We start from the raw sequence: 26746 nt of genomic DNA, 5'->3' as shown, positions 1-26746 counted from the left end.
CCGCCGCCGAAAAACCAGTCGAACTTCGGACGTTCCGCTGCATAACCTTCGTTCCGTGAAGCCGTTGCCGGAGAAAGATCCGGGCAGCCCCGATCACAGATCCCCCGCGCGCTATCTGCTGTGGCTGCTGCGCGTCCAGTGGCGCAGCTGCGCCGCCGGCGCGGCCCTCGGCGTGGTCTGGATGCTCGCCCAGGCGCTGATGCCCGCCGCGATCGGCCGCGCCCTCGGCGACGGCGTCGCGGCGCGGGACGAGCGCGCGCTCGTGACGTGGTCCGCCGTGCTGCTCGGCCTCGGCGTCGTGCAGGCCGTGACCGGCGCCGTCCGGCACCGTTTCGCGGTGTTCAACTGGCTGGCCGCCTCGTACCGGACGGTCCAGCTCGTCACCCGGCAGGCGACCCGGCTCGGCGGGACGCTGCCGAAGCGGCTGAGCGCGGGCGAGGTGGTGAGCATCGGCATGTCGGACGTCAGCCACATCGGGAGCGCCCTGGACATCGTCTCGCGGGGGTCGGGCGCCGTGGTCGCCATCGTCGCCGTCGCGGGCATCCTGCTGTCCACCTCGCCGCCGCTCGGCCTGATCGTGCTGGTGGGCGTCCCGCTGATCCTGGTGATCGCGGCGCCGCTGCTGCGTCCCTTCCGGGACCGGGAGCTCGCGCACCGCGAGCTGGTCGGCGAGCTGTCCTCGCACGCCACCGACCTGGTCGCGGGCCTGCGGGTGCTGCGCGGCATCGGCGGCGAGCCGCTGTTCTCCGGCCGCTACCGCGCCGAGTCGCAGCGGGTGCGGGCGGCGGGGGTGGCGGTCGCGCGGGCCGAGACCCGGCTGAACGGCGCCGAGGTGCTGCTGCCCGGCCTGCTGATCGCGGTGGTGACCTGGGCCGGCGCCCGGTTCGCCGTGCGCGGGACGATCGGCGTCGGCGAACTGGTCGCCTTCTACGGCTACGCGGTGTTCCTCATCATTCCGCTGAAGACGCTCGGGGAGGCCGCGGGCAAGATCACCAAGGCGCTGGTCGCGGCGGGCCGGGTCACCGCCCTGCTGGACATCGACCCGGAGCTGCCGCACGCCGGGACGGCCCGCCCGGCGGCGTCCGCCGAGCTGGTCGACATCGCGTCCGGGCTGGTCGTGCGTCCCGGCCGGATCACCGGGATCGCGGCGGCGGACCCGCGCGACGCGCAGGCCATCGCCGACCGGCTCGGCCGGTACGCGCCGGGAGCGGTCGACTTCGGCGGCGTTCCGCTGCACAACGTCGCGGACGTCCGGGAACGGATCCTCGTCGCGGTGAACGAGGACCGCCTCTTCGCCGGACCCCTCGCCGAGAGCCTCGCACCGGCGGGCGGCCGGAAGGGCGACGAGGCCGCCACGCGGGCGGCCGTCCAAGCCGCCCTCGACGCCGCCTGCGCCGAGGACGTCGTCGGCTCCGTCGGGCTGGACGCCCATGTGGTCGAGGCGGGACGGGAGTTCTCCGGCGGCCAGCAGCAGCGACTCCGCCTCGCCCGGGCGCTCGCCGCCGACCCCGACGTCCTCGTCCTGGTGGAACCGACCAGCGCCGTCGACGCGCACACGGAGGCGCGCATCGCCGACAGGCTGGGCCCAGCGCGCGCGGGACGCACCACCGTGGTGTGCACGACGAGCCCGCTGCTGCTGGACCGGGCCGACCACGTGGCCTTCGTCCAGGACGGCCGGGTCGTCGCTGAAGGAACCCACCGCGACCTCCTGGACGCGGAACCGCGCTACACGGCGACCGTGACCAGGGGCGAGTCCACCACCACACGGGAGACCGCAGAAAGGGCGGGAACGTGAGCGCCGAGACACTGCCGGTCGCCACCCCCGCGCAGGTGCGCACGTATGCGCGGCGGCTCGTCCTGCGGCATCCGCGCCACCTCGCCGTGGTCCTCACCCTGCACGCGCTGGCCGCCGTGACGGGCCTGGTGACCCCGCGTCTGCTCGGCGCCCTGGTCGAGGACGTCCGCGACGGCCGGGCCGACATCGACACGACCGGCCTGGCCATCGCCGCGTTCGTCGTCGTCCAGGGAATCCTGACCCGGTACGCCTACCTCGCGTCCGCGAAACTGGGCGAGCGGGTGCTGGCCGGGCTGCGGGAGGAGTTCGTCGACCGAGTCCTGGCGCTGCCCCTGTCGAGGGTCGAGCGCGCGGGCACCGGCGACCTGGTCACCCGCGCGTCCCGGGACGTGGACACGCTGAGCACCTCCGTCCGCTACGCCATGCCGGAGACGCTCGTCGCCATCGTCGTCGGCGGGTTCACGGTCGGCGCGCTGATGCTGAACGGCCCGCTCGTCGCGCTGCCCGCGCTGGTCGGCGTCCCGATGCTGTGGGCGGTGATGCGCTGGTACCTGCCCCGAGCCCACCGCGGCTACCTGCGGGAGAACGAGGCGTGGTCGCAGATCGCCGGCGGGCTGACCGAGACCGTCCAGGGCGCCCGGACGGTCGAGGCGCTCGGCCTCGCCCGCCGCCGGCACGCCCGCGGCGACGCCGACATCGCGGTCTCGTACAAGGCCGAGCGCTACACGCTGCGGCTGCGAACGGTGCTGTTCCCCGTCGCCGAGATGGGCTTCGTGCTGCCGGTCGTGGCGACGCTGCTGTGCGGCGGCCTCCTCTATATCCACGACATGGCGACCCTCGCGCAGGTGACCGCCGCGACCCTGTACGCCCAGCAGCTCATCGAGCCGGTCGACACCGTGCTCTCCTGGCTGGACGAACTGCAGCTCGGCGGCGCCTCCCTGGCCCGGCTGCTCGGCGTCGGGAACGTCCCGCCCGACCGCGCGCCGAACGGCCGCCGCCCCGACGGCGAGCGGCTCACGGCGCGCGACGTCCGCTACGCCTACCGTCCCGGCCGGGACGTCCTGCACGGCGTCGACCTCGACGTGAGACCCGGTGAGCGGATCGCGATGGTCGGGCCGAGCGGCGCGGGCAAATCCACGCTGGGCCGCCTCCTCGCCGGCGTGGACGGGCCCCGATCGGGCGCCGTCACCGTCGGCTCGGACGGCGGCGTGCCGCTGGTCGAGCTGACGCTGGACGACCTGCGCGGCCACGTCGCCCTGGTCACCCAGGAGCACCACGTGTTCCGCGGCACGCTCCGCGAGAACCTCGCGATGGCCCGTCCGGACGCGTCCGACGCCGACATGGAGCAGGTCCTCGCGGCGGTCGACTGGGACGGCCCCGGCCTCGGCGCCCTCGTCGGCTCGGGCGGCGAGACCCTGACGCCCGCGCAGGCGCAGCAGCTCGCGCTGGCCCGGCTCGTCCTGGCCGACCCGCACACCCTCGTCCTGGACGAGGCGACCTCGCTGCTCGACCCGCGCGCCGCCCGCCGCCTGGAACGCTCGCTCGCCGCCGCCCTGGACGGCCGGACCGTCGTGGCGATCGCGCACCGCCTCCACACGGCTTACGACGCCGACCGCGTCGCCGTGGTGGAGGACGGCCGCATCACCGAACTGGGCACCCACGACGAACTGATCGCCGCGGACGGCTCATACGCCGCGCTGTGGAGGTCCTGGCACGGCGCCTGAACGCTCAGCGGGAGAGGGACTGCTTGAGGAAATCCACCTGCAGATGGAGGAGGTTCTCCGCCACGATCTCCTGCGGGGTCATGTGGGTGACGCCTGACAGGGGCAGGACGGTGTGGGGGCGTCCGGCGGCCAGGAGGGCGGACGACAGGCGGAGCGTGTGGGCGGCCACCACGTTGTCGTCCGCGAGACCATGGATGATCATGAGCGGGCGTTTCAGCTCCCCGGCCATCTCGATGAGGGAGTTGGCCGCGTAGTTCTCCGGCTCCTCATCGGGGTGGCCCAGGTAGCGCTCGGTGTAGTGGGTGTCGTACAGCCGCCAGTCGGTGACGGGGGCGCCGGCGATGCCCGCGTGGAACACGTCCGGGCGGCGCAGCACCGCCAGGCCCGCGAGCCAGCCGCCGAACGACCAGCCGCGGATGCCGACGCGGTCGAGGTCGAACGCGTCCTGATGCCGCCGCGCCGCCTCGATCAGCGCGGTGATCTGGTCCTCCAGGACCGGCTCCACGAAGTCGCCGCGGACGGCGCGCTCCCAGGCGGGGCCGCGTCCCGGGGTGCCGCGGCCGTCGGCGATCACCACGGCGAAACCCTGGTCGGCGAGCCACTGCGGCTCGCAGTACGCCCGCTGGACGGCGAGGACGCGCTGCGCGTGCGGGCCGCCGTAGGGGTCCATGAGGACGGGCAGGCGCCCGTCACCGGGCCGCCACCCCTCCGGCAGCAGCACGGCCGTGCGGACCTCCCGGTCGCCGGACCGCAGCAGCTCCACCCGCGGAGTGATCACCGGCGTCTCGGCGAGCGACACGATCGGGTGGGTGCCGGACGGCCCCCGCACCTCGACCTCCACGCCGGGACGGTCCGCCCGCGACCCGGTCACCACGGTGATCTCGCCGGAGCGGGTCCCGCCGAACACGCCCCGCCCCTCGGTGTGCCGCATCACCTCTCCCTTGTCGCAGGAGTAGAGGTGGACCTCGTCGGGCTCCTCCGAGGCGGTGAACAGGATCGACTCGCCGTCCACCCCGATGACCGACCGCACCTGCAGGCCGGCGGGCGTGACGGGCGCGCCGGCGACGGTGATCCGGCGGGTGTCGGTCTCGCGGTCCTCGGTGACCCAGACGAGGTCGCCGCCGCCCGTCCGGACGGGCAGCCCGGGGACGATGTCCGTCCACACCGGGTCGTGCTCGGTGTGCAGGAGGGTCGTCGCCCCGTTGGACGGGTCGACCCGCAGCACCCGCTGCACCCGCTGGTCGCGCGGCTGGACGACGATCAGCAGGCCGTGCCCGTCCCAGTAGGCCGTCACGACGTAGGGGAACATGCCGCGGTCCCAGGCGACGCCGACCCGGCCGCCGTCGACCTTGAGCAGCACCAGCGACACCATCGCGTTCGGCGTGCCCGCCGCCGGGTAGGCGATCTCGGCGGGCGGCGCGTCCGGGTTGGCGGGGTCGGCGATGTGCCAGCGCTGCACCGGGGTCTCGTCGACCCGCGCGGCCAGCAGCGTCCCGCCGTCCGGTGACCACCAGTGGCCGCGCATCCGGCCCATCTCCTCCGCCGCGACGAACTCCGCGACGCCGTAGGAGATCTGGTCGGACTCCGGCTGGACGAGCGCCCGGTCGCCGGTGCCGTCCATCTCGATCAACCGGAGCGTCCGCCCCGACACGTAGGCGATCCGGCGCCCGGCCGGGTCGGGGCGCGGGTCGAAGACCGGCGCCTGCGCGGGCAGCTCGCGGACGAGCCCGGTGTCGAGGTCGGCGACATGGAGGCGCCCGCCCAGGGTGAAGACGGCCTGCCGCATCGCCCGGTCGGTGGCGTACCCGACGATGCCGCCCGCCTGCTCGCGGGCGCGCTCGCGCCGGGCCCGCTCCTCGGCCGGCAGGTTCTCCTCGCCCGGGACGTCCAGCGCGGCGGGATCGGCGACGCACCGCTCCTCACCGGTGGTGGTGTCCAGCGTCCACAGGCAGGTCACCGGGTCGTCGCCCGCCCTCGTGCGCAGGAACGCGACGCGCGAGTCGTCCGGCGCGATCTGGAAGGCGCGCGGGACGCCGAGGCTGAACCTTCGCGTGCGGGCGCTCTGCCGCGGATAGCTGATGCTCATGGCATCCGAGTCTGCCAGTACGGCGTCCGCCGGTACGGGGACGGTGCCGAAGTGCGAGGCACGGTGACCTCCCGGGCCGTATGATCACGGGTCGTCGCTTGATGGGCGGGGAACGACCCGTGCCCGGGTCCGCGCTCGCGTAAGCTCAAAGCTTCCCCAAACACTTTCATCGTCGCGGGCTTGAGGAGTGGTCAATGCCGGAGCTGCAGCCGGGAGATCCCCGGCGGCTTGGCTCGTACGAGATCGTCGAACGACTCGGCGAAGGCGGCCAGGGAGTCGTCTACGCGGGTGTCGACGCCTCCGGGAACAGGGCCGCCGTCAAACTGCTGCGCGCCGACCTCGCCGGCGACACGATGGCGCGCAACCGGTTCGTCCGGGAGGCGCAGGCGGCCAAGCAGGTGGCGCGGTTCTGCACCGCGCAGGTCCTCGAGGCCGACGTCGCGGGCGACCAGCCCTACATCGCCAGCGAGTACGTGCCGGGGCCGTCGCTCTACAAGCAGATCACCGAGAGCGGCCCGATCACCGGCGCGCCGCTGGACCGCCTCGCGATCGGCACCGCGACCGCGCTCGTCGCGATCCACCAGGCCGGGATCGTGCACCGCGACTTCAAGCCGCACAACGTGATCATGGCCCCGGACGGGCCCCGGGTGATCGACTTCGGCATCGCGCGGGCCCTGGACACCGGGCAGACCGCCGCGACCAAGGCCATCGGCACCCCGTCCTATATGGCGCCCGAGCAGGTGGCGGGCGCGACGCTGACCGAGGCCGTGGACGTGTGGGCGTGGGCGACGACGATGGTGTTCGCCGCGACCGGCCACCCGCCGTTCGGCGACGACACCGTCGTCGCGGTGATCAACCGGGTGATGCACGAGCCGCCGTCGCTGGAGGGCGTCCCGCAGGACCTGCACCGGCTGATCGGGGCGTGCCTGGTCAAGGAGCCGGAGCGGCGGCCGACCGCGCAGCAGATCATGATGGCGCTGATCGGCAGCGGCCCGGGCGGCGCCGGGCAGACCCGCATGGACGACCCCGCGCAGGCCACCACGATGCTCGCGGAGGGCTCGACGCTCGCCGCGGGCGGGCTCGCCGCCGGGGGGATGATGGCGGGCTCCACCCACCCGGGCGGGGCGACCCGCCGCGTGTCGCCCGCCGAGTACACCGGGAACCTGCCGCCCGCGCGTCCCCCGTACGGCGGCGGACCCCCACGCCGGGACGACTGGGAGCCCGAGCGCAAGTCCAAATGGCCGATCTTCGCCGCCGTCGCGGCCATCGCGGCGCTGGCGCTCGTCGTCGGCCTGTTCATGGCGAACCGGGGCGGCGACTCGCCGACCGGGCCCGTCACGCCGTCCGTCACCGACTCCACGACGGTCGAGGAGACCCCGACGGAGGACGAGCCCGAGGAGCCGACCCCGACCCGCACGCGGACGCGCGAGAACACGCCGCCGCCGCAGACGTCCTTCCCGACGCAGGAACCGCCGACCACCGACACCCCGACGGACACGCCGACCACCACGACCCCGACGGACACGCCCACCGGCGGTGGCGGCGGTGGTGACGGCGGCGGCGACGGTGACGGCGGCGGTGATGGCGGCGGCGGTGGCGCCGGTGGCGCCGGTGGCGGCGGAGGCGACCCGGGGACCGGCGGAGGAGGCTGAGCCGGGACGGTGACGACCCCTCCGAGATGCTCGGTGCAGGGCGGTCATCACCCGGGTGTCGCGCCCTGAGTAGGCTCGGTGACTATGAAGGAGCCGCGGATCCTGTTCGTCCACGCCCATCCGGACGACGAGTCCATCGGGACCGGGGCGACCATGGCCAAGTACGCCGCCGAGGGCGCCCACGTCAGCCTCGTCACCTGCACGCTGGGCGAGGAGGGCGAGGTCATCCCCGAGGACCTGCGCCACCTGGCGTCCGACAAGGAGGACCGCCTCGGCGAGTACCGCATCGGGGAGCTGGCGGAGGCGTGCGCGGCGCTCGGCGTGCGCGACCACCGCTTTCTGGGCGGCCCGGGGCGCTGGCGCGACTCCGGGATGATGGGCGCCCCGAGCAACGACCATCCCCGCTGCTTCTGGCGGGCCGACGTCGACACGGCCGCGCTGGACCTCGTCCAGGTCATCCGGGAGCTGCGGCCGCAGGTGATCGTCACCTATGACGAGCGCGGCAACTACGGGCATCCCGACCACATCCAGGCGCACCGCGTCGCGTGGCGGGCCTACGAACTGGCGGCCGACCCGTCCCACGAGGACGGCGCGGAGCCGTGGCGGGCCGCCAAGTTCTACGCCTATGCCACCCCGCGCACCGTCCTCGCCCGCGCGATCGCGGTGATGCGGGAGGCGAAGCTGCCGTTCGCCCGCGTCGCCGGGCTGGACGAGCTGGGCTCCGGCGTCCCCGACGGGCAGGTCACCACGGTCGTGGACGCCCGCGCCCACCTGCCCGCCAAGCTCGCCGCCCTGCGCGCCCACCGCACCCAGATCGTCGTGGCGCCCGAGCAGGTCGGGCCGTTCTTCGCACTGTCGAACAACCTGGGCCAGCAGGTGTTCGGCACCGAGTACTTCATCCTCCAGGCCGGGGAGCTCGGCCCGGTCGGCCCCGGCCGCCGGGAGAAGGACCTGTTCGCCGGCCTGACCGACCCGGGCGCCTGATCGGCCGGCGCCTGATCGGCCCGCGCCTGACGGTCGGCGTCTGATCGGCCGCATGCCCGGCGCGGCAGGGGGGACCGGGCCGGTAGCCTGGCGTCCGTGGACAAGGACGACGAGGAGTGGCGGGTGAGCCTGGCGAAGAACGGCCTCCCGCGCGTTCCCGCCGGGAGCGGTGAGGCGGCGTCCTCCCACCAGCCCATGGTGTACGGCGCCCCCGGCCTGCAACGCGCGGACGGCGAGGCGCCCCTCGACGCGCTCGTGTCCGGTGCCGCCTACGCGGCGCTCGGCCTGCTCGGCGTCCTGTTCGGGCTGTTCGGCTCGTTCATGCAGAACTGGACCACCGGCCCGGTGCCGATCGCGGCGATCATCCTGGTCGTGCTGGTCTTCTGCATGGTCCGGCTGGCCGGGCTGGGCATGGGCGGGCGGCTCGGCGCGACGATCCCGGCGGTCATGTGGGCCCTCATGGCGTTCGTCATGTCGATGCGGCGGGCCGAGGGCGACCTGGTCGTCCCCGGGACGACCGCCGGATACGTCTACATCATCGGCGGCATGGTGGCCGCCGTGGCCGGGGTCATGCTGGTGCCGGCGGCGCGCCCGCCGGGCGACTGGCTGCTCGGGAAGGCGGCGCGTCCCCGCGGGTAGCGGCCGTCAGGAGGCCGTGGGCCGTCAGGAGGCCGTGTGCGTCTTCTCTTGTTCGACCTTGGTGAGCATTCCGGCCCGGTGGCCTCTCAGGGTGAGGCAGGCGGCGGCGCTGAGCAGGACGACCGCGATCGGCAGCGCCAGCGTCGGCTTCAGGGCGTCCACGAAGCCGTGCGAGTACACCTGGGCGGCCAGTTCGTGGATGCGGTTCGCGACGTCCGGCGGGACGCCGGCCGGGAGCCCCTGCTGCGGGCCGCCCTGGGCCGCGCCGACCTCCAGGCCGCCCTCGGCGGCGCCGGCGAAGCCCTGCACGAAGCCGTCGCGCAGGTCGGGCGGGACGGCTGACGAGCGGGCCGCCGCCTCGTCATGGAGGGCGGCGGCGAGCCGGTTCTGCAGGACGGCGCCGACCGCGGCGCTGCCGAGCACGGAGCCGACCTGCCGGATCGTGTTGTTGACGCCGGACGCGGCGCCCGCGAGGCGCGGCGGAACGTTCCGGGTGGCCTCGGTGGCCATCGGCGGGAACACGCCGCTGACGCCGAGTCCGATCATGGTGAGCGGGGCGATGAACGCGGTCCAGTCCGTCGCGACGCCGGCGATGACCGCGACCCACAGCATGCCGATCGCGTAGAGGGTGAGGCCCGCGATGAGGATGTACTTGCCGCCGATGCGGTCGGACAGCCGGCCCGCGACCGGCGAGAGGACCGCCGACAGGGCCGAGGTCGGCGCGAGGATGAGCCCCGCCTGGAGCGCGCTGTAGCCCAGCACCGACTGCAGGTAGATCGTCAGCGGCAGGAACATGCCGATCATGCCGATCGACACGGCCGCGCCGACGAAGTTCAGGACGGTGAAGTTGCGGTCCTTGAACAGGGAGAAGGGGACGAGCGGCTCCCGGTCCTGCCGGGTGCTCTGGTGGCCGGCGAAGGCGGCGAACAGCGCGGCTCCGGCGGCGATCAGACCCCAGATCCACGCGTTCCAGTCGTGCTTCTGACCCTCGGTGAGCGCGAACGTCAGGCAGAACAGCGAGGCCGAGGCGAGCAGGACGCCGAGGAGGTCGAAGCGGTGCCGCACCCCGCGGGTGTGGCCGGGCAGGATCCAGACCGCCATGACCAGCACCAGGGCGCCGATGGGCAGGTTCACGAAGAAGATCCACCGCCAGTCGAGGCTGGTGACCAGGAGGCCCCCGACGGTCGGGCCGGCGACGGTGGACACCCCGGCGACGGCGCCCCAGACGCCGAGGGCGGTGCCGCGCCGGTCCGGCGGGAAGACGGCGATGATGATCGACATGGTCTGCGGCATCAGCAGCGCGGCGCCGAGGCCCTGCACGGCGCGGGCGGCGATCAGCTGGGTGGGGTCCTGCGCGAGGCCGCAGACGAGGCTGGACAGCGTGAACAGCGCGACGCCGGCGATGAACAGGTTCTTCTTGCCCCACAGGTCGCCGAGCCGGCCGGCGGTGATCAGCAGGACGGCGAGCACCAGGATGTAGGCGTTGACGACCCACAGCACCTGGTCGAGCGAGGCGTCCAGCTGGTCGATCATGCTCGGGATCGCGATGTTCACGATCGTCAGGTCGAGCAGGGTCATGAAGAAGCCGAGGGAGAGCGTCAGCAGGATCGCCCAGGGATGTCCGCGCCATCTGCTCATCAGGGAACTCAGGTTAGTCCACGGGGACCGGCGCGGACGGGCGCCCCGGGGCTAGCGGACGGCGTCCACCGAGTTCGCCGCGCCGTTGCGCGACACGTAGTCGCCGACGCGGTCCTCCCGGACGGCCGTGAACAGCTCTCGCGCGCCGTTCTCGTCCAGCAGCACGACGCTCTGGTCGCCCCGCCTGTCCATCTTCTCGACGGGCGCGGTCAGGTACTCCAGCAGCGACGTGTCCAGCAGCCGGCGCGCGAGCCCGCGCAGCGTCCCGGACGTCACCGACCCGTCCACGGTCACCGAGCGGGACGCCGCCCGGATGAACCGGTCGATCTTGATCGGGTTGCGGGTGTCCAGCGCCTTGTCCGCGAGGGCGTGCAGGAACGCCTGCTGCCGTTTGATCCGGTCGAGGTCGCCGCCGGGCAGGTTCCAGCGCTGCCGGACGAAGTCCAGCGCCTCGGTGCCGTCCAGATGCTGGCGTCCCGCCTCCCAGGTGCGGTCGTGCATCGGGTCGTGGGTGCGCTTGGTGATGGTCACGTCCACGCCGCCGAGCGCGTCGGTCATCTCCACGAATCCGCGGAAGTCGAGGGCGGCGTAGTGGTCGACGCGGACGCGTGTGAGCTGCTCCACCGTGCGGATCAGCAGCGCCGGACCGCCGTGCGCGAACGCGGCGTTGATCTTCGTCGTGCCGTGCCCGGGGACGGGCACCCAGCCGTCCCGGGGGATCGCGATCACCGAGACCCGCTCGCCGTTCCCGGACAGATGCACCAGCATGATCGTGTCGGCCCGGGCGCCCATCGACGGCATGTCCGCGCGCCGGTCCGAGCCGATCAGCAGCCAGTTCTCGCCGCGTCCGGTGGACGACGGCCGGCCCGCCGCGGTGGGCATCGCCCCGGCGATCCGCTTGACCTCGTCGTCGTAGGCGCCTTGCAGCAGGTAGAGGCCGGCACCGAGCAGCAACGCGACGCCGAGCGCCAGCCCGCCGCAGCCGACGGCCACCCGGCGCCTACCCCATTTCCGCAGCATGCGCCCGACCCTGCCCGTGAGGGCGCGCCGGTCGGCCGCGCCATGCGGTCACCTGGCCGGGTCTTTGACGATTCCGGGGTTTCCGGTGACGCGAAAGCCGCCGCCGGGCGCCGTTGACCGGCGGCGGCCTGCTCGCGGTGCCCGGTCGCCCGAGCGGGACGTCCCCGGCCGGATCAGCCCTTCAGGGCTATCTCCAGCTGGTCGAGGGCCCAGTCGAGGTCGTCGCGCTCGATGGTCAGGGGCGGGGCGAGGCGGAGGGTGGTCTCGTGGGTCTCCTTGGCGAGGACGCCGAGGTCCATGAGGCGCTCGCTGACCGGGCGCGCCTTGCCGTGCAGTTCGACGCCCGCCCACAGGCCGCGCCCGCGGACCTCGCTGACGAGGTCGCCCGGCAGCCCGCCGAGGCGCTCGTGCAGGTGCGCGCCGAGCGTCCTGGAGCGCTCCTGGTACTCGCCGGTCTTCAGGATCGCGACGACCTCGCGGCCGATCGCGCAGGCGAGCGGGTTGCCGCCGAACGTCGAGCCGTGCTGGCCGGGCTTGAACACCCCGAGGATCCCGGCGTCGGCGACGACGGCGGAGACGGGCATGATGCCGCCGCCGAGCGCCTTGCCGAGGACGTAGACGTCGGGGACGACGTCCTCGTGATCGCACGCGAAGGTGGCGCCGGTGCGGCCGAGGCCCGACTGGATCTCGTCCGCGATCATGAGGGTGCCGTTGGCCGTGCACAGGTCCCGCACCGCGCGCAGGAACCCGCTCGGCGGGACGTTCACGCCCGCCTCGCCCTGGATCGGCTCGATCAGCACGCCGACCGTGGAGCCGTCCATCGCGGACTTCAGCGCGTCGACGTCCCCGTACGGGACCGTGCGGAAGCCCGGCGTGTAGGGGCCGTAGGAGTCCTTGGCGTCCGGGTCGGTGGAGAAGCTGACGATCGTGGTGGTGCGGCCGTGGAAGTTGCCCTCGAAGGTGATGATGTTCGCCTCGCCCGCGGGGACGCCCTTGACCTCGTAGCCCCACTTGCGGGCGGTCTTCAGGGCGGTCTCGACGCCTTCGGCGCCGCTGTTCATCGGCAGCACCATGTCCTTGCCGCACAGCTCGGCGAGCTCGGTGACGAACGGACCGAAGTTGTCGTGGTCGAACGCCCGGCTCACCAGGGTGACGCGGTCCATCTGCCGCTTGGCGGCCGCGGTGAGGCGCGGGTTGCGGTGCCCGAAGTTGACCGCGGAGTAGGCGGCCAGCATGTCCAGGTAGCGGCGTCCCTCGACGTCGGTCAGCCAGACGCCGTCGGCTTCGGCGACGACGATCGGGAGGGGGTGGTAGTTGTGCGCGCTGTGCTCGTCGGACATCGCCCTCAGCTGGTCGGTCGGCCTCACGACGCTCCTTCACGGCTCGGCCCGGTCGTCCTTGACCGGGCATAGCTGGGGCACCGGGCAGGGGCCCGGTGCCGAGGGGGAGGGCCGGGCGGGTCAGGTGGCCGCCGGTCCGCTTCCCAGCGTATGTTCGGGGTCGACCGTCGACCAATGACAAAGACTGACTTAGGGGGTGTTATTTGTTGCGTCTTGATGACCTTGACCGTCGAATCGTTGCACGGCTCCTGGAAGACGGCCGCGCCTCGTACGCGCAGATCGGTGACAAGGTCGGGCTGTCGGCCCCGGCGGTGAAGCGGCGCGTCGACCGGCTCCGCTCGGACGGCGTCATCAACGGCTTCGCGGCCGTCGTCGACCCGGCCGCGCTCGGCTGGACGACCGAGGCGTTCATCGAGATCTTCTGCACGGGTGCGACGTCCCCCGACGAGATCTACTCAAGCGTGCGCGGCCATCCCGAGGTCGTCGCCGCCTACACGATCAGCGGCGACGCCAGCGCCCTCGTGCATGTGCGGGCCCGCGACATCCGGCATCTGGAGCAGGCCCTCGAACGGCTGCGGCGCGAGGACAACATCACCGCGACGAAGACGTCGATCGTCCTGTCCCGGCTGATCGGCCGCCCCACCGACGCGCCCTCCCACTGACCGATTACCGCCCAGTAGGCTGCCGGGATGGACTTCGCGACCGCTGACCTCATGGACGACTTCGGGGACGAGCTGCGCAGCTGCGAGACGCAGTTCCTGCGCTACGGCGGGCGCGCGTCGTTCGCCGGCCCGGTCTCGACCGTGCGCTGCCACCGCGACAACGGGCTGGTGAAGAAGCTGCTCAACACCCCCGGCGAGGGCCGGGTGCTGGTGGTGGACGGGGGCGGTTCGCTGGCGTCCGCGCTGATGGGCGACATGATCGCGGCGGCGGCCGTGGCGAACGGCTGGGGCGGGGTCCTCATCAACGGCGCCGTCCGCGACGTGGCGGCGATGCGCGAACTGGACATCGGCGCGAAGGCCCTCGGCACGAACCCGCGCAAGAGCGCCAAGGACGGCGCCGGTGAGGTGGACGTCCCGGTGACGTTCGGCGGCATGGAGTTCCGCCCCGGCGACTGGCTCTACAGCGACGAGGACGGCATCGTCGTCGCGGAGCGGGACCTGCTCGCGTGACGCCGTGATCGCCGGGCGCGCCCGCAGCCGGCCGGCGTGACGCGGTCGGCCGGTCCGACCTGGGCGCGCTGTGCGACATGCCAGGGCGGACAACGCGAGATCGGCTAAGTCGGCCGTAGCCGGGCGCGATCTCCTGCCTTACGTTCTGCGCAGCCCACCGGAGGCGCAGTTCACCACAGGCAGGGGAGACATGCGCGCCAAGAACATGCTGCTGGTGCCCGCGACGGCGATGGGTCTGGTCGTGGGACTCGCGGCCGTCCCGGCCGCCGCGCAGGCGGAACCCGTCCCCGAACAGACCGCGATCCCGAAACCGACCGCCAACCCGTGGCAGATGCGGCACTGGCCGCGGACGCAGCCGTGGCAGCGCGCCCAGCCGTCGCCCCGCACCTTCGCGGCGGGCGCCCCGCGTCCCATCGACCCGCAGCGCTACGAGCTTCCCGACACGATGACGTGGGACGACTACACGCCGGTCCCGGGCACGTCATGGGCCGACCCGTCCCGGAAGGGGTCGGTGAAGAACTTCAACGGCGCGATCGTCCTGGTCGACTACCCCAACCAGCCGTTCGAGGTGACGCGGCCGCACAACTCCAGCATCTTCGGCAACCCCGTCGGCGTCAGCGACGTCCCGCGCGCCGGGGTCGCCGCGTTCTACGAGGACTTCCTCAACAAGCCGCAGGAACTCAACCACGGCCACACCCTCCACGAGTACTGGATGGAGGACTCCGGCGGCCGGTACGGGGTGGACCTCACCGCGTTCGGCGCGTACCAGATGCCCGCCAAGGACCACGAGTACGGCGTGGACAGCCGTATGCAGGGCGGGATGGGCTGCCCTTCGGGCGACACCTGCGACCGTGACCTGCGCGAGGACGCGCGCGCCGCGTGGATCGCCGACGTCGGCGAGGAGGAGGCCGCCAAGTACGACTTCGTGTTCTTCCTCAGCGCCGGGCAGGACGAGTCGTCCACTTGGCAGGAGTTCGGGGAGATGAAGTTCGGCACGAAGGAGAACGTGCCGCCGGAGTGGGGACCCGGCGACCCGAACCTGCCGAACTGGGTGGACACCCGCTACATCGACTGGACGTCCTGGCAGGCCGGTTCCACCATCTGGCCGAACGCCACGTCGGGCAGCTCCACGCAGGCGGAAAGCTCCGGCATGTCGGTATTCGCCCACGAGTTCAGCCACATCCTGGGCATCGGTGACAACTACAACAACCCGTACAGCGTCCCGCCGCGCCGCGCCTTCAGCGGCCCGTGGGACATGCTCAGCCGCGGCACCTTCAACGGGCCGGGCGGCCCGCACAGCCGGTGGACGATCCCGGCGACGGGCGGTGCGTCCATGGGCGCGCAGCACATGCTCCGCAACAAGATGAAGCTGGGCATCGTCGACCCGGGCAAGGTGCTCCGGCTCGACCGCGAGGCGCTGGCCTCGTCCGGCATGGTCGTCGCCAGGGTGACGGCCCGCGCCACCGAACCGGGCGGGAACGGTCTCGCGGGCATCAACCTGAGCCTCGGTGAGGGCGGCGACAAGAGCCCCGCCTGCGACACCTCCACCGACCCGCTCTGCGACGGCGGCGGCTACGACAACTACACCATCGAGGTCGTCGACCGGATGGGCACCGACTCGTTCACGCCCGACTCCGGCGTCCTGCTCGCGAAGACCAAGGACCGGGACCGGGCCCCGTTCATCTGGGTGAAGGACGCCAACCCGCAGGACATCGACAAGGTCGACTTCGTCATGCCGGACGGCACGCCGCGGATGATGACGATCGGCGACTACCGGCAGCTCTCCGACGCGCTGTACCACGCGGGGACGGACTCCGGCAGCGAGTACGAGTACGTCGACGAGGCCAACCGCCTGCACTTCTACATCCTCGACCTGCACCGCGACGGGAAGGGCGTCCTGTCCTACACGGTCGCGATCCGCTCACTGGACGGCGCCGGGCCGCAGCCGCGCGGCGTGCGGGTCGGCAACGGCCGCGCCAGGCCGACCGGCGGAGGCTGGATGAAGTGCACGCTGACGCTCCACAACAGGGGCACTGGCGGGACCGGCCACCACGGCTCCGACGTCTTCCGGCTCAAGGCCGCCGTCACGGGCGACGGCTGGACGACCTGGCTGCCGAACGAGCTGGCCACCGCCGAGGCCGGGGACCGCACGAGAGTCGAGGTGTGGGCGAAGGCCGGGCCGGGCGCGGACCGCCGCGCGGGACTGCGGCTGACGGGCACCTCGGAGAGCGACCCGTCGAAGTCCGACACGGGGACGTGCCGCCTGCGCTGACCCGGAACGTCCGCGGACGGTCCCCGGCCCACCGGGGGCCGTCCGCCGACGCCCGTCCGCAGCCGGCGGTTCACCCGGGTGACGTAATGGCGGCCGAAAACTAAGTTGCATGTCCGGAGGTCTGTCGGCGCCGTTTCGGCCGTCCGGCCTGGGATACGTTGCGGAACGTGATGATCTTGAAGCGCATCGTGTCCGGTGTCCGCAGTCGGAGGATCGCGCTCGTCGCGGCGGGCGCCGCGCTGGCCGCGCCGGTGGCGGCGGTGCCGGGCGTCGTCCACGCGGCACCGGCGCGGGCGGCGGACCCGGACCTCCGCGACTTCGACCTCCGCCGGGGATCCGACCGCACCGCGCCGATCCGGGCGCTCGACAGGAGACTCCACAGGAGCAGCGTCGATGCGCTGCTCAACTCGTCCGGCCAGAAAAGGCTCCGCCGCGGCTGCGGCAAGGCGGCCGCTGTGCCCGCCCACTCGCTCGTGTACTGCTTCAACAAGGCGGACTCCAACACCAGGAATTGGGTCCCGCAGGGCGTCACGACCGTGTCGGACGCGGTGGGCGGCGAACAATGGGCGGGCGGCGGCAGGCCCATCCTCGTGTCCTGGCACGACAGCGGCCGCATCAGGCTCACATTCGTCAACCCCGGCAAGCGCACCTACCGGCATGTCCTGCTCGTCTACCCGACGATGCGGGGCAACCAGCCGACGTACACCGACATCGGCATCCACGCGGGCGGCATCGCCTGGTACGGCGACAAGCTGTACGTGGCCGACACCCGCCACGGCGTGCGCGAGTTCGACATGCGCGAGATCTACGACCTCGCTAAGAGCAAAGCGGGCTCGACCAGCAGATCGGGCCGGGTCGGCCTGCACGGCGAGAAGTACTACGGCCACGGCTACCGGTACGTGATGCCGCAGACGGGAAGCTGGCAGTTCGCTCACGGCAGGACAGGCGGCAAGTGCCGCGGCTCTGGGCCGCTCCGCATGTCCTGGGTCGCCGTTGACCGCACCACCTGGAACCACGTCCTCATCGCCGGTGAGTGGTGCCGCCCCAAGGGCCCCCAAGGACGCGTGGTCACCTGGCCGCTGCGGGCGCTTTCCGGCACCCGCACCGTCCACGCCGACTGGGCCGCCTGGCTCCCCGGCGACCGAATCCAGGGCGGGGTCAGGACGAACGGACACTGGTGGTTCACTCAGGGCCGCGGCAAGAAGCGCGGCCGGCTCCTCATGACCCACCGCGGCCTGTGGGACTGGAGCCGCGTCACGTACCGCACCATCTCGCACGGCCCCGAGGACCTGGCCTGCTACCGGGGCCGACACCGCATCTGGACGGTCGCCGAGTACGCCCGCAAGCGAGCCCTATGGAGCTTCCCCGCCGACTCCTGCCGCTGACCGCGATCGGAGGGGGGCGGTGGCCGTCCGGCGGCGCATCTGCCCGAGGGCCACCGCTCCCAGCGCCAGCATGCCGAGGCCCGACCCGATCCAGCCGAGCGACGCGTAACCGGCGCCCGCGTCGATCGCCATCCCGCCGAGCCACGGGCCCATGGTGATGCCGACGTTGAACGCGACCACGTTGCCCGCCGCGACCAGCGTCGCCGCACCGTCCACCATCCCGAACGCCCGCGTGTTGAGCGTCGGGTTCGTCGCGAACCCGGCGAAGCCGAGCAGGAACACCAGGACCACCACCGGGACGGGCGACCGCGCGGTCAGGGCCAGCGCCACCGAAACGGCCACGAGTCCGCCGAACCCGGCGTACAGGGTCGCGATGCCCCGCGCGTCGGCCGTCCGCCCGCCGATCGTGATGCCGATGAGTGCGCCCACCCCGTACAGGGCGAGCACACCGGGCACCCACGCCTCCGCGATGCGCGTCGTCTCGGTCAGCAGCGCACCCAGATAGCTGAACGTGACCAGGCACCCGCTCGTGGCCAGGGCCGTCGTCCCGTACAGAAGCCACAGCCGGGGGACGGCCACCGCGCGCAGCTCGTCCCGCACCCGGCGGACCTCGCCGCCGGTCCCTCCGCCGGGGATCGTCGCGGCCACCGCCGCCATCACGGCCACCGACATCGCCGCGACCGCCCAGAACGCGGCCCGCCAGCCGAGATGCTGACCGATCACCGTCCCCGCGGGCAGCCCCGCGATCGCCGCGACCGTGAGCCCGCCGGCGACGATCCCCATCGCCTTCCCCCGCGCGTCCCGGGGGACGAGGTCCACCGCCGTCGCCGCCGCCACCGCCCAGAACCCCGCGTACACGAACGCGCCCACGACCCGCGTGGCGAACAGCACCCAGTATTCGGGCGTCACGGCTCCGACCGCGTGGGTCACCGCGAACACCGCGAGGAACGCCAGCAGCGCCCGGCGGTGCGGCCAGCGCCGGATGAGAACGGCGAGGACGGGCGCACCCAGGAGCATCCCGATCGCGAACGCCGAGATCAGCAGGCCGGCGTCGGGCACCGACACCCCCAGATCGTTCGCCATGCCGGGCAGCAGCCCCGCCAGCATCAGCTCCGACGTCCCCTGCGCGAAGATCGCCAGCCCCAGTACATAGACGGCCAGTGGCATCGGCGTCGCCCTTTCTGTATCGGTCAGTACAAAATCGGCTCATGAAAAAGGGACGGCGTTGACCGTCCCGTGTCTCAGATGGCGTCCATCGCGGTGTCGGCGATCGACTTCAACGTCCGCCTGTCGGCGCCGCCGCGGGCGGCGACCCGCATGCCGCCGACGGTCGAGACGACGAAGTGCGCCAGCGCCAGCGCGTCCTTGCCCCGGTCGATCTCCCCGGTGCGCATCCCGTCCTCGATGGCGGCCTTCAGCGCGGCCAGCCGCACCCGCAGATCCCGCTCAAGCTGCTCGGCGATCCCCTCGTCGTGCGGCGCCATCTCCACCGTCGTGTTGACGACCAGGCACCCGGCCGGATCGCCGGCGCCGGGTTCGACGGCCCACTCCAGGATCGTCCGCAGCCGCTCCCGGACCGGCCGGCCGGCGTCCTCCAGAACCTCGATGACGCTGGACGTCTTGGTGTCCATGTAGAGGGTCAGCGCCTTCTCGAACAGGTCGCGCTTGCTCTTGAACGTGTTGTAGATGCTGCTGCGCCCGAGCCCCGTGACCTCGCACAACTCCTGCGTCGAGGTCGCCTCGTACCCGTCCGTCCAGAAGGCCCGCATGGCGGCCTCCACCGCCCGCTCCTCCTCGAACTTCCTCGGCCGCGCCATACCCGCACCGTAACACGTTATGGACAGCTCGATCCAATACAGGTCACGACGGCTCCGGCAGCTCGATGATCCGGTGCCGGTCAGGATGCGCCAGGACCGCCTGGCCCAGCGGCAGGGGACCCTGAAGAGCGTCAGGCACCTCCCAGAGTTCTGCTTCGTGACCACCGGCATGACCTGTCAGCAGCACCGGGGAGCCGAACGCGCGCAACATCGTGACCATCGGGTCGAGGGGGTCACCGAGGGAGATCCGGTGCCGGAGCAGGACGAGGTGCAGGCCGCGCTCACGGGTCGTGCTCAGCTGGGGGAGGACCGGCCTCAGCGGGTCCTCGCCGAGAAGATGGTTCCGGCCCGCGATGAAGACGTACACTTCGGGTCCCGTGCCGCTGCGCAGGCGTTCCCGGGTCGCCCGGAGGGCCTCGGAGATCAGCGTTGTGAAGTCCTCGGGCCATGTGGTGTAGCGCAGCCCGGGCCGCTCCCAGAGCTCCGTACGCGACGGGCTCCACAGGCTGCCGCCTCTGTCGAACACATAGACGAGCGTCGTGCCGTCGGCGTCGGGACGCGAGAGGAGCCCATCGATGAGCCCGCGCATCACGGTCGTCTTCCCGGTACCCGAAGGGCCGCTGATCAGCAGATGCCGGTCGGCGTTGAAGTCCACGAACGCGGGTTCGCGAGTGCCGGTCTCGATCCCGATCGGTATGCGCCCGCCCGTGACGACCGGCGGGGCGCTGCCGCGGACCGCGGCCGGACGGTCGGACGCGGACCTGTGCAATTCCTCGGTCTGCGGCCGGACCCGGGGGAACTCTGTGAATCTGCGGAACCGGTCCCTGAAGGTGGGGTCGAATCCGCGGAGGCCGGTCATCTGCCCGGCGTCCGCGCAGAGGACGATGACCGGGTCCTCGCCGTATTCCTGCGACAGCAACCGGAGTTCCTCATGGAAGCCCGGGCCGGTCGCGTCTTCAGCGGTGTCGTCGTGCACCCGGCTCATGTGCAGGAGCAGCACGCCGCCGCGGCTTCCCCGGAAAAGGTCGGTCATCGTCGTGCCCGGCTCGCCGGTGACATGGCCCGACCAGCCGACGGTGGCCTCCCGCACGTTGCCGTGCGACAGAACCCCCAGAGCGGCCAGCATCTGCCCGTACAACGTCGCCAGCCTGGCGATCCGCGGCTCGTCCGTCCCCGCGTACACCAGGTGACGGGGTCGATGCTGGCCCCAGCGCCTGGCAGCGATCTCCGAAACGCAGAGCCGCCGGAGTACGTCCATGACACCCCCGTCCTCGCCGCGAGGGTCGGTCATGAGGAGGTCGGGGAGCGTCTCGTCCGCGTGGTGGTGGGTGGTCCGGACGATGAAGTCTCTGAGGGCCTGTCCGGGTGGATCCGGTGCCAGCGTGAAACGGCGGGGGGAGCCGCCGCCCGCGAGAAGGTAGGCGGTGCGTTCGTCGGGGAACGGGAGGCTCGCCCGCCCGAGGACGCGCTGAAGCGAGGGCGGCATTCGGCCCGCCGCGATCCGCCAGCCGAGCAGGGGCAGGAAACGGTTCCAGATCATGGTGCCTTCGACGGTGGACGAGGACACCAGGAGCTGGACGCCGAGGGCCCGGCCGCGTTGCGCCAGCGAGAGCAGCGTCTCGGCCACCACAGGTCTGCTGGACGGGAACGTCAGCGACACGTCGGCCACCACGAGCAGGCGCGGCAGGTCTCCCGGGGACGGCGCCTCGGCCCGGGAGCGGAGTTCGTCCGACAGGAACTCGGTGAACCGCTGGAGCTTCTGTGGAGATCCGAGCAGTTCGTCGTCCGAGTAGCGGACGTGCGGGAGTGCGAGGGGTTCGCGGAAGGGATGCTCGCCGAGCCCGGCGACGGCGAGGGTGAGGTCCGAGGGTGAGTACGCGGTGGCGAGGGCGAGGGCGATGACGCGCAGGACGTGCTGGCGTGCCCTGGTGTCTCCCACGATCAGGCCGTGCGGGATTCCGGCCGACAGGTCGAGCGGATACAGGGATACGGCGTTACCCTCTGGATCGAGACCGATGGCGGGGTTGCGCGGTGTGGATGCCGGGAGCGCCCACGATCCAAGGGATCCGCCGCCGTTCAACTCGAGAACGTCGCTCTCATGAACGTCGCTCTCGGGAACCTCGGTTTCGGGAGCGGCCGGAGTCCCAACCGGGGTATCGGGTTGTGCGGGCTCCGCAAGCCCGGGGAGCCCGCCCGCCTGGGGACCTTGCTGACGCATCCGTTCCACGATGGGATCGACGGCATCAAGAGAGATGTGCGCCGGGCGGAAGTTCGTATCACTGCGTTCCCCGTAGACCTCGAGGGACGCGGAGCCCGTTCCACCGGGGACTTCTATCCGCCATGCCACGAGGTCGGCGAGGAGAGCGACTTCGTCCGGTGAACAGAAGACGAACCGGATCCCGTGGGCCGGGCGCTCTTCGCAGAGGGCCATGAAGGGCTCGATCAGGTCGGGACGGGCCTCCAGCAGCGGGCCGGTGTCGTCGACGATCACGATCAGGGCGGGCAGTGGGGCGAGCGGCCGTCCCTCGGCGATGGCCGCCTGATAGTCGCCCCAGCTCGGGGTCCCGGCCTCCCGGAGGACGGCTTCACGGCGCCTCCGTTCGGTTTCGAGGACGGCGGGAAGCCGGCCGATCAACGGCGACTCCGCCGATGTGGTGTGGACGGCGGCCGCGACATGGGGGAGGTTCTCCGGTCCGGCGAAGGACGTGCCTCCGGTGCAGTCGGCGAACGCGAAGGTGACGACGTTCGGGGAGTGCCTGAGCGCGAGGCTGAACACGATCGTCCGTAGCAGTGCGTCGCGGTCGCGTCGCGGGCCGGTGATCATGCCGTGCGGGCCGAAGCGGCCGCCGCGCAGGACATCGAGCCACACGGTTTCCGCGTTGCCGTCCAAGCCGATGGCGGTGGAATGAGGGGGACGGTCCCAGTTCTCGCCGAGCAGTTCGTCGACCGTCGCGCCCTGGATGTCCAGCAGGCTCGGGACCGCGGTGGACGGCTGTGAGGCGGGGGCGAGGTGGGAGCGGGTTTCGGGGGTGAGGAGGGCGAAGTGGTCGGTGTCGGCGGTGAGGGTGACCGGGCCGCCCTCGGCGGGCAGGAGGGCGCGGAAGGTCTCGGCGGACGTGCCGGCGCGGCGTTCGATCTCGGCGGAGACGGCTTCGAGGACGTGGCGGGTGTGCAGCGCCTCGGGGCGCGGGAGGGTGTCGAGGAGGGCGTCGCGGGCACCGGGGACGAACTCGTAGCGGGCGCCGCCGGCGGGGCGCAGGAGGCCGCTCAGCAGGACTTCGGCGAGCTGCCCCGGTGCCGAGCCGCCGAGGATCCGGTGCTGGATGAGGCGCATGACGGGCAGGGACGGGACGGACACGGCGACGTGGGCGGCGAGTTCGGCGGCGTCCGGGGAGGCCGTGGCGAGGAAACGGCTGACGCGTTCGCCGATGGGCAGTTCGCGTTCGCGGTGCAGCGGGGCCGTCCCGGACGGGCGGGACGGCAGTGTCGTGATGGCGGCGGGCTGCGGGTCCGAACCGGAGACCAGCCTGGCCCATGCGCCGAGCCAGCGCGGCGCCACCTCCAGGACGGGGACGGGCACACCGGGCGCCGCGACGCCGTCGTACGGAGTGAAACGTAGATCGGTGTTGGGGGCGCCGGGCCGCGGCAGGGCGGCGACCCCCGGCGAGGCCGGCGCGGCGGTGCGCCGCCAGAGGCGTTCGGCGAGGGGCTGGAGTATCGCGGTCGGCCCGGACCGCGCCCAGCGGCGGACGGCCCGGCCGGCGCGTCCGTCCCACCAGTGGGGGCCCGAGCAGTCGCTGAGGATGAGCGCGGCCTGGCGGCCGGACGCGTCCAGGAGCGTGCCGGGATCCTGGGGCGGGGCGTCGGGGGTCGAGGTGATGCGTCCCGTGGTGTCGAGGTAGCTGACGTGCACGTTCTGGAAGGCGCCCTGCCGGAGGAGCGCCTCCGTCAGCTCGCGGGCGAGGGGACGCCAGAGCCGCATGGTCGGGCCCGTGTCGACGACCAGGCTGAGGCTGAGCCACCGTTCGGGTGACGGCACGAGGACGGGCGTCCACATGCGGGTGTCGGCGATGCGGGCGGCGGTCGCGTCCTCGTCGAGCTCAACGCGGTGCCTGGACGGGACGCGCCGTTTCAGCGGCCGCAGCGCCCGCTGCACGCCGAGTGGGTCGGCCAGCATGGGCGCAGTGGGGACGAGGACCTGTTCGGCTTCGGCGCCGGGTTCGGCCTCGGCGGTGGGACGGGGGTGGAGCGCCCTGAGCGGGGTGGGCGGGGGCGGCGGGGTGCGGGCGGGCGGAGTGGCCAGACCTGGGCTGTTCGCGGGCTGTTCGGAGACCTTCGGAGGCGGGACCGGCGGGTCGGGGGGCGCGTCCTGCCCAGGAGGGGAAATGTGGCAGGCGAGCCACAGCATCTCGCTCAGTTCCCGGGCGTCCGGCGGCGGCCCGGCCGCCTCCAGGACCTCCCGGAACCGGTCAATCGTCATCGATGGGTCCGGTCAGGTACGGCATGATCCGGTCGGCGAGGGCGCGGCGGTCTTCGGTGTCGGCGTGGCGGCACAGGTAGACGGCGTTGAGGAGCTGGTCGGTGGCGAGGGTGCCGGCCGTGGAGCGTTCGAGGAAGCGGCGGACGAGGTCGTCGCTCTGGTCGGCGAGCGGCCCCAGGTGCTCGCGGACGATCGCCGACAGCTCGGCGTCCCCCGACGGCTGCCGCAGCTCGACGGTGACGCAGCGCCGCAGGAACGCGGGCGGGAACTCGCGTTCGCCGTTGCTGGTCATCACCACGAGCGGGAACGCGTGGCAGCGGACGGTCCCGGCGGTGACGGTGACGCGGGCGCCGGGCCAGTCGAGCGGAGCTCGTCCTTTGGATGGCGGCGGGTGGGGGCTGGAGGACGGTCTGTCGAGCGGAGCTCGTCCTTTGGATGGTGGTGGGTGGGGGCTGGAGGACGGTCCGTCGGCGGTCATGACCTTGGCGGACGGGTCGGCCCGGCGGGTCAGCTCCGGGATCTCGTACTCGCCCTTCTCGAAGATGGTGAGGAGGTCGTTGGGCAGATCGATGTCGCTTTTGTCGATCTCGTCGACGAGCAGGACGCGGGGGCGGCCATAGGGGAGCAGCGCGGTCCCCAGCGGCCCGAGCCGGATGTAGCGGCCGATGTCCTCGTCACTCGGCGCGTTGTCCCGTTCGGCCGCGTAGAGACGGGTCAGCGGGTCGTACTGGTAGAGGCCGTCGCGCAGGGTCGTCCGGCTGGTGATGGGCCAGTGCAGGACGGGTCCGAGCCCCAGTTCATGGGCCACCGCATAGGCCAGGGTCGATTTCCCGGTACCGGGCGGCCCCGTCACCAGCAAGGGACGGCGCAGATACAAAGCGGCGTTGACCTGCTGCACGGCATCGTCCGACGGACGGTACGTGGTCGCCTGGTGCGCGTTGCCGGAACCGCCCTTCGGCACCTGAAGCACGGGCCCGCCGTCGAACGCGCGCCAGGGCGGCGGCGGAGGGAGCCGGTCGATGCCGTCGTGCGGGAGTCGGCTCCCTGTGTAGAGCAGCCAGTCGGGCACCTATACCTCCATGGCGAGCGGGGGGTCGGGCAGCCGGGACGGATCGTCCCACAGCAGCGTCAGGTCACGTCCGCAATGCGGCGTGTTCTTGGGGGCGACGAGCGCCTCCTTGCGGAGGGCGAGCGCGACCTGCGGAAGCTCACCCGGATGCTTGTCGCCGACGGCGGCGGTCAGCTCGTCGAGGACGCGGTGCCCGCGGCAGTCGCCGTGGGCGGGGGCGTCGCACGGCGTCCGCGTCCACAGCATGACGGGGATGCCGTTGTTGAGCGCGGCCGTCAGCCAGCTCTTCACCGGACGCGACCCGTAGACGAGCACGCAGAAGTCGACGTGGGCCTCCAGCCAGTCCTCGAAGTCGCTGCCCTTGCGCGGCGCGTCGCAGGCGATCGGACGCGGGTCGCTGCGCCCCCGCTCGTTCAGCAGCCGCCACCGGTGGTGGGCCTGGTCGCGCCGGATCGAGTCGGGACGGAGCCGCTCCACGTCCCGGACGACGACCGGGTACCGGCGCATCGGGATCTTGTTGCGGGGGTCGACGTACCACTGCTCGAACGGCTTGCCGAGCCAGCTCTCCGGCACCGCGAACTCGATCATCCAGTCGCGTCCGAACAGCGCGGGCGCCAGCCCCGCCACGCCCGCCTCCACCACCGCCCGGACCCGCCGCTCGGTGACGCGCTCGGTCTTCTGGGACGGCCCCTCGGCGCCGTCGATCCACGTGTGCACGGTGACGTCGAAGGCGTTGTCGAACGTCACCCGCTCCAGCCGGACGATCACCGACGCGGGCCCGGTGCGCGGTGCGGCGGGGGCCGCGCCCGGCAGGTGCCGCGCGGACCACGCCGCGAGCCGGCGCCGCCGGGGCTCGGGCAGGTGCCGTCCGAGCGCCGCGAGGTACCCGGTGAGCCGCTCCTCCGGCCAGCCCTCCGCGACGTACCGGACCGAACCCCACGCGGAGCGGAACCCGCCGAGCGCCGCCCGCCCGACGACCCGTTCCAGATCGGCGGCGAGCGGGTCGGTGAAACGCACGCCGTCCAGGAGTTCCCGCAGGTCGCGCCGGGCCTCCGGGGTCGTCCACCGCAGCGGCAGCAGGTCGTCCAGCTCCTCCCAGTACGTCCGGATGTGGGAGATGGGGAGCATCCAGCCGAGGTCCGCGCGGTCACCGTGCCGGAGCTCGGCGTTCGTCACCATGCCGATGACCTCGCCTGTGGCCGCGTCGTACACGGCCGACCCGCTGTAGCCCTCCTCCAGCCAGTCGCCCGGCGCCGTCTTCAGCTCCCACCATTCGCGCCGCATGCCGCGATGCGGGGACGTCGTCACGGTCGCGTGCCGCTCGTTCTGGTCGGGACGCCGGGGGAAACCGCAGACGCCGAACGTCCTGCCTCCGAGGGTGCGCTCGTGCAGGCCCTCCGGCGCCGCCAGCGGAGCGGCCCGGAACGGGACGGGCTCACGCAGTTCGAGCACGGCGACGTCGCCGATGTCGCCCGCCTGCCGCCAGTCACCGCACCGGACGACCGCGGCGGGCAGATCCTCCAGCAGCCCCGGGAACCCGACCCGGGCCTCCTCCAGCCCGTGGACGGTGTGCGCGCACGTCAGCAGCCGCGTCTCGGTGACGAGGAACGCCGCGCCGAGCTTGCCGCCCGCCGGATGGCCGACCCAGGCGCGCCACTGCCAGTCGTCCACGA

Annotated in this window: 18 protein-coding genes; 9 read left to right on the top strand and 9 right to left on the bottom strand. The window is 72.7% G+C overall.

Annotated elements, in window-relative coordinates:
• Positions 1 to 55: 55 nt before the first annotated feature.
• Both AB0C35_RS22435 and AB0C35_RS22430 read left to right on the top strand, forming a co-directional pair.
• Entirely contained in the window at positions 56 to 1795 is a 1740-nt protein-coding gene (locus tag AB0C35_RS22435) for an ABC transporter ATP-binding protein (RefSeq protein ID WP_358458824.1), read from the top strand.
• On the top strand, positions 1792 to 3519 hold the full coding sequence (locus AB0C35_RS22430; RefSeq protein ID WP_358458820.1) for an ABC transporter ATP-binding protein: 1728 nt from the start codon (positions 1792 to 1794) through the stop codon (positions 3517 to 3519). Before AB0C35_RS22435 ends, AB0C35_RS22430 begins: the two co-directional genes overlap by 4 nt.
• 4 nt (positions 3520 to 3523) lie before the next feature.
• Here the strand turns inward: AB0C35_RS22430 and AB0C35_RS22425 are convergent, their stop codons facing one another.
• Positions 3524 to 5605, bottom strand: coding sequence for a prolyl oligopeptidase family serine peptidase (locus AB0C35_RS22425; RefSeq protein WP_358458818.1), 2082 nt, complete (start codon positions 5603 to 5605; stop codon positions 3524 to 3526).
• 194 nt (positions 5606 to 5799) lie between these two features.
• On the opposite strand from AB0C35_RS22425, the gene AB0C35_RS22420 reads away from it, so the two are divergent.
• The 3 genes from AB0C35_RS22420 (at position 5800) to AB0C35_RS22410 (ending at position 8880) form a co-directional block, all read left to right on the top strand.
• Positions 5800 to 7257 (top strand): serine/threonine-protein kinase, encoded by a 1458-nt coding sequence (locus AB0C35_RS22420; protein ID WP_358458816.1) that lies wholly within the window; start codon positions 5800 to 5802, stop codon positions 7255 to 7257.
• Between the two features lie 84 nt (positions 7258 to 7341).
• Positions 7342 to 8241, top strand: coding sequence for an N-acetyl-1-D-myo-inositol-2-amino-2-deoxy-alpha-D-glucopyranoside deacetylase (mshB, locus tag AB0C35_RS22415; protein WP_358458810.1), 900 nt, complete (start codon positions 7342 to 7344; stop codon positions 8239 to 8241).
• 96 nt (positions 8242 to 8337) lie between these two features.
• Positions 8338 to 8880: a DUF6113 family protein gene (locus AB0C35_RS22410; protein ID WP_358458808.1), complete on the top strand. Its 543-nt coding sequence runs from the start codon at positions 8338 to 8340 to the stop codon at positions 8878 to 8880.
• Between the two features lie 24 nt (positions 8881 to 8904).
• On the opposite strand, the gene AB0C35_RS22405 is transcribed toward AB0C35_RS22410, so the two are convergent.
• The 3 genes from AB0C35_RS22405 to rocD all read right to left on the bottom strand — a co-directional run bounded on the left by AB0C35_RS22405 (position 8905) and on the right by rocD (position 12905).
• A complete protein-coding gene (locus tag AB0C35_RS22405) occupies positions 8905 to 10518 on the bottom strand; it encodes a DHA2 family efflux MFS transporter permease subunit (protein ID WP_358458806.1) in 1614 nt (537 codons plus the stop codon).
• A 51-nt stretch (positions 10519 to 10569) separates the two neighbouring features.
• Positions 10570 to 11538 carry an LCP family protein gene (locus AB0C35_RS22400; protein ID WP_358458804.1) on the bottom strand — a complete coding sequence of 323 codons (969 nt, stop codon included), beginning with the start codon at positions 11536 to 11538 and terminating at the stop codon, positions 10570 to 10572.
• 173 nt (positions 11539 to 11711) lie between these two features.
• Positions 11712 to 12905 carry an ornithine--oxo-acid transaminase gene (gene rocD / locus AB0C35_RS22395; RefSeq protein ID WP_358458802.1) on the bottom strand — a complete coding sequence of 398 codons (1194 nt, stop codon included), beginning with the start codon at positions 12903 to 12905 and terminating at the stop codon, positions 11712 to 11714.
• Between the two features lie 179 nt (positions 12906 to 13084).
• On the opposite strand from rocD, the gene AB0C35_RS22390 reads away from it, so the two are divergent.
• The 4 genes from AB0C35_RS22390 to AB0C35_RS22375 all read left to right on the top strand — a co-directional run bounded on the left by AB0C35_RS22390 (position 13085) and on the right by AB0C35_RS22375 (position 17707).
• Positions 13085 to 13540 (top strand): Lrp/AsnC family transcriptional regulator, encoded by a 456-nt coding sequence (locus AB0C35_RS22390; RefSeq protein WP_358458842.1) that lies wholly within the window; start codon positions 13085 to 13087, stop codon positions 13538 to 13540.
• Positions 13541 to 13567: 27 nt separating this feature from the next.
• Positions 13568 to 14050 (top strand): ribonuclease E activity regulator RraA, encoded by a 483-nt coding sequence (rraA, locus tag AB0C35_RS22385; RefSeq protein ID WP_358458800.1) that lies wholly within the window; start codon positions 13568 to 13570, stop codon positions 14048 to 14050.
• A gap of 190 nt (positions 14051 to 14240) precedes the next feature.
• The gene (locus AB0C35_RS22380; RefSeq protein WP_358458798.1) at positions 14241 to 16322 is read left to right on the top strand and encodes a M6 family metalloprotease domain-containing protein; all 2082 of its coding nucleotides are present in this window, start codon (positions 14241 to 14243) and stop codon (positions 16320 to 16322) included.
• A gap of 167 nt (positions 16323 to 16489) precedes the next feature.
• Positions 16490 to 17707, top strand: coding sequence for a hypothetical protein (locus tag AB0C35_RS22375; RefSeq protein ID WP_358458796.1), 1218 nt, complete (start codon positions 16490 to 16492; stop codon positions 17705 to 17707).
• On the opposite strand, the gene AB0C35_RS22370 is transcribed toward AB0C35_RS22375, so the two are convergent.
• The 5 genes from AB0C35_RS22370 to AB0C35_RS22350 form a co-directional block, all read right to left on the bottom strand.
• Positions 17675 to 18874: a Cmx/CmrA family chloramphenicol efflux MFS transporter gene (locus AB0C35_RS22370; RefSeq protein ID WP_358458794.1), complete on the bottom strand. Its 1200-nt coding sequence runs from the start codon at positions 18872 to 18874 to the stop codon at positions 17675 to 17677. The two genes, AB0C35_RS22375 and AB0C35_RS22370, sit on opposite strands and share 33 nt — an antisense overlap.
• 74 nt (positions 18875 to 18948) lie before the next feature.
• The gene (locus AB0C35_RS22365; protein WP_358458792.1) at positions 18949 to 19524 is read right to left on the bottom strand and encodes a TetR/AcrR family transcriptional regulator; all 576 of its coding nucleotides are present in this window, start codon (positions 19522 to 19524) and stop codon (positions 18949 to 18951) included.
• A 43-nt stretch (positions 19525 to 19567) separates the two neighbouring features.
• Positions 19568 to 24004, bottom strand: a complete 4437-nt coding sequence (locus AB0C35_RS22360) for an SAV_2336 N-terminal domain-related protein (RefSeq protein ID WP_358458790.1) — start codon at positions 24002 to 24004, stop codon at positions 19568 to 19570.
• Complete coding sequence (locus AB0C35_RS22355; RefSeq protein ID WP_358458788.1) at positions 23994 to 25073, bottom strand: MoxR family ATPase; 1080 nt, start codon at positions 25071 to 25073, stop codon at positions 23994 to 23996. The genes AB0C35_RS22360 and AB0C35_RS22355 overlap by 11 nt, the downstream gene beginning before the upstream one ends.
• On the bottom strand, positions 25074 to 26744 hold the full coding sequence (locus AB0C35_RS22350; protein WP_358458786.1) for a trypsin-like peptidase domain-containing protein: 1671 nt from the start codon (positions 26742 to 26744) through the stop codon (positions 25074 to 25076). It abuts the gene before it with no gap.
• Positions 26745 to 26746: the final 2 nt, after the last annotated feature.

Origin of the sequence: Spirillospora sp. NPDC048819, from assembly GCF_040650055.1 — a bacterium.
GTDB lineage: Bacteria > Actinomycetota > Actinomycetes > Streptosporangiales > Streptosporangiaceae > Spirillospora.
Note: the sequence above shows the minus strand (reverse complement) of the source record. Positions and strands in the feature narration are given on the sequence as shown.